The following is a 2,999-nucleotide window of genomic DNA, read 5'->3' on the forward strand; positions in this document are numbered from 1 at the left end:
CTGGTGCTCATCGGCGAGCGGCCCGGGGCTGAGCGCGCCCGACAGCCTGGGGGCCTACTTCACCCACGGGCCCGGCCGGGCCTGACGGACGCGGCCCGCAACTGCGTCTCGAACATCCGGCCCGCGGGCCTGGGCTACGCGGCGGCGGCCGACACGCTGGGCTTTTTGCTGCGCGAATCGCTGCGGCTCGGCCTGTCCGGGGTGGGGCTGAAGGACGAGTCGGGCCAGCTGTTGGGTTCGTAAGGCGGCCGCGGGGCCCCCGGTGGGCCGCTCCGGCCGTGGGAAAGTAAGCCCAACCTTTCGCCCCGAACGGCGGTACAAGCGGGCGGGGCCCCGGGGCCCTCCTTTGTTGGCGGTGCTTATGAACGAACACGTAACCGAATTTCTGGAACGCTACCCCGCGGCGCTGGCGCTGGCCGCGGCGGCGGGCTGCGCGCTGGGCGGCTGGCTGCTGCACGCCGCCCTGTTCGGGGCCCTGCGCGCCTACGAGCGGCGGCAGGATTCGGCCCTGGCCCGCTCGTCGTGCGCAAACCTGCGGCAGGCGTCGGCCTTCTTTTTTCCGGTGCTGCTGCTGGCCCTGGTGCTGCCGCTGCTGCCGCTCGAAGGGCGGGCGCTGGCGGTGGTGCGCCGCGTGGTCGACATTGCCTTCATCGGCACTTTCGCCTGGGGCCTGGTGGGCACCGTGGACGTGGCCCAGGACCTGGTGCTGGCCCACTACCAGCTCGCCGGCCGGCGACAACCTGCGCGCCCGCAAGCTGCTCACGCAGTTGCAGTTCGTGAAGAAAATGCTCGTTTCGCTCATCGTGTTCGTGGCCGCCGCGCTCGTGCTCATGAGCTTCGCTACGGTGCGCCGGGTGGGCACGGGGCTGCTGGCCTCGGCGGGCATTGCCAGCGTGGTGGTGGGCTTCGCGGCCCAGCGCTCGCTGAGCAACCTGCTGGCCGGCTTCCAGATTGCCTTCACCCAGCCCATTCGCCTCGACGACGTGCTGGTGGTGGAGGGCGAGTGGGGCCGGGTCGAGGAAATCACCTTCACCTACGTCGTGCTCCGCATCTGGGACGAGCGCCGGTTGGTGCTGCCGCTCACGTATTTTATCGAGAAGCCGTTTCAGAACTGGACGCGCTCCTCGTCGCAGCTGCTGGGCACGGTCTTTTTGTACGTGGACCACTCGCTGCCCGTGGCCGCCGTGCGCGCCGAGCTGGAGCGCATTTTGGCCGCCTCGCCGCGCTGGGACGGCCGCGTGGCCGGGCTGCAAGTAACCGATGTGAAGGAGCGTACCGTGGAGCTGCGGGCCCTGATGAGCGCCGCTGATTCGAGCACTGCCTTCGATCTGCGCTGCGAGGTGCGCGAGCAGCTGGTGGCCTTCGTGCAGCAGCACTACCCCGAGAGCCTGCCCAAAACCCGCGCCGTGGTGGGCCCCGAAGAGCAGTTCCAGGGGCCCACCGGGCGGGGCGCGGCGGCCGCCGGCCTGGATTAGGGCCCCGGGCCGGCGGGCGCTTACTTTGAACCGAATTTTTACGCGGCCTTTGTTTGCTATGATTACCCTCGAACCCTTCGGCCCGGCCGATTTTGACCAACTCATCGCCTGGATCGACACCGAGCAGCTGCTCAGCGAGTGGAGCGGCGCGCTCTTCGGTTTCCCGCTCACCCCCGACGACCTGGCCTGGTACATCCGCGGCGCCAACGACTTCGCCGACCCCGACGTGTTCATTTACAAGGCCGTGGAGGCGGAAACCGGGCGCACGGTGGGCCACATCTCGCTGGGTAGCATCAGCGCGCGCGACCGGGCCGGGCGCATCACGCGGGTGCTGGTGGGGCCCGGGGCGCGGGGGCGCGGTTACTGCGGGGCCATGGTGCGGGCGCTGCTGCGCATCGGCTTCGAACAGCTGGGCCTGCACCGCATCGGCCTGGGCGTGTACGATTTCAACCACGGCGCCCTGCGCTGCTACCGGGCCTGCGGCTTCCACACCGACGGCACGCTGCGCGACGTGGCCCGCCACGGCGACGCCTACTGGAGCCTGGTGGAAATGAGCATTCTGGCCCCCGAGTGGCGCGCCCAGCAGGCGGCCCCAGCGGCCGGGTAGGGGCCCCGGGGCCTGTTGGGGGCAAGGGCTTTGGGCACTAATTCCGAGGGCCCTGGCTTGCTGTACCCGGCCGCTGGCCAGCGGCCGCTGGAAATAATTGCGCGGTCCGGAGCAGCCTTTTGGGCCCCGGTCCTGTCTGGCCGGTACCTGCCCGTTGCGCGGGCTTACCTTGCCTTCATGCCGGTTCTACCCGCCGACTTACCCGACTTGCTTGCGCGGTGTGCCTGCCACGAGCCGGCGGCGCAACAGTTGCTTTATCACCGCTACGCCGGGCGCATGCTGGGCGTGGCGCGCCGCTACGCGCACTCGGTGCCCGAAGCGGAGGATATCCTGCAAGACGCTTTTATTAAAGCCTTTACCCGGCTGGGTGAGTTTCGGGCGGAAGGCTCTTTTGAGGGGTGGCTGCGGCGCATCGTCGTTACCACGGCCCTCAACCAGTGGCAGCGTGGGCACCGGCGCCCGCACGTGCTGCTCGACAACGTGCCCGAACCCGCGAGTGCGGACAGCGACGCCCTGGACCGCCTGGGGGTGGCCGAGGTGCTGGCCCTCATGGCGCAGCTCCCCGATGGGTGCCGGTTGGTGCTCAACCTCTACGCCCTAGACGGCTATACCCACGCCGAAATCGCCGAAGCGCTGGGCATCCAGGTGAGCACGTCCAAGGCCCAACTTAGCAAGGCGCGCAAGCAGCTGGTGCGGCTGCACCAGCAACAGACCAATTACTTGAACTTGTGATGGAAGAACCGGAAGAAAGTGGCCTCGACCAGCGCCTACGCGGCAAATTTGAGGACTTTGACTTGGTGCCTTCGCCGCACGTATGGGCTGGCGTTCAACAACGGTTAAGCCCAGCGCCAGCGCCGCGGGGGCCCCGCCGGCCGTTGCCGTTGCCGCTGCTGTTTGGGCTGGTGGCGCTGCTCGCG

The 2,999-nt window shown here is 69.0% G+C and carries 6 protein-coding genes; 5 read left to right on the forward strand and 1 reads right to left on the reverse strand.

The window, feature by feature from the left end:
- A partial coding sequence (locus BEN49_RS13705) for an ethanolamine ammonia-lyase light chain EutC (RefSeq protein WP_193415808.1) occupies positions 1-243 on the forward strand: 243 nt, incomplete at its 5' end.
- Positions 244-483: 240 nt separating this feature from the next.
- On the opposite strand, the gene BEN49_RS27990 is transcribed toward BEN49_RS13705, so the two are convergent.
- Entirely contained in the window at positions 484-651 is a 168-nt protein-coding gene (locus BEN49_RS27990) for a hypothetical protein (protein ID WP_158022911.1), read from the reverse strand.
- Here BEN49_RS27990 and BEN49_RS13710 point away from each other — a divergent pair.
- The 4 genes from BEN49_RS13710 to BEN49_RS28905 all read left to right on the forward strand — a co-directional run.
- A complete protein-coding gene (locus tag BEN49_RS13710) occupies positions 642-1,475 on the forward strand; it encodes a mechanosensitive ion channel family protein (RefSeq protein WP_239691932.1) in 834 nt (277 codons plus the stop codon). The two genes, BEN49_RS27990 and BEN49_RS13710, sit on opposite strands and share 10 nt — an antisense overlap.
- A 58-nt stretch (positions 1,476-1,533) precedes the next feature.
- Complete coding sequence (locus BEN49_RS13715; RefSeq protein WP_070744289.1) at positions 1,534-2,082, forward strand: GNAT family N-acetyltransferase; 549 nt, start codon at positions 1,534-1,536, stop codon at positions 2,080-2,082.
- A gap of 177 nt (positions 2,083-2,259) precedes the next feature.
- A complete protein-coding gene (locus BEN49_RS13720; protein ID WP_070744290.1) occupies positions 2,260-2,814 on the forward strand; it encodes an RNA polymerase sigma factor in 555 nt (184 codons plus the stop codon).
- Positions 2,814-2,999: hypothetical protein (locus BEN49_RS28905; RefSeq protein WP_204376110.1), on the forward strand; the 186-nt coding region annotated here is incomplete at its 3' end. The genes BEN49_RS13720 and BEN49_RS28905, both read left to right, overlap by 1 nt.

The sequence above is a fragment of the Hymenobacter coccineus genome (assembly GCF_001816125.1).
GTDB classification, from domain to species: domain Bacteria; phylum Bacteroidota; class Bacteroidia; order Cytophagales; family Hymenobacteraceae; genus Hymenobacter; species Hymenobacter coccineus.

What these genes read in the sequence shown, in the direction of transcription:
- BEN49_RS27990 (WP_158022911.1), bottom strand. Translation starts at nt 651, where the DNA reads ATGAAGGCAATGTCGACCACGCGGCGCACCACCGCCAGCGCCCGCCCT.
- BEN49_RS13715 (WP_070744289.1), top strand. Translation starts at nt 1,534, where the DNA reads ATGATTACCCTCGAACCCTTCGGCCCGGCCGATTTTGACCAACTCATC.
- BEN49_RS13720 (WP_070744290.1), top strand. Translation starts at nt 2,260, where the DNA reads ATGCCGGTTCTACCCGCCGACTTACCCGACTTGCTTGCGCGGTGTGCC.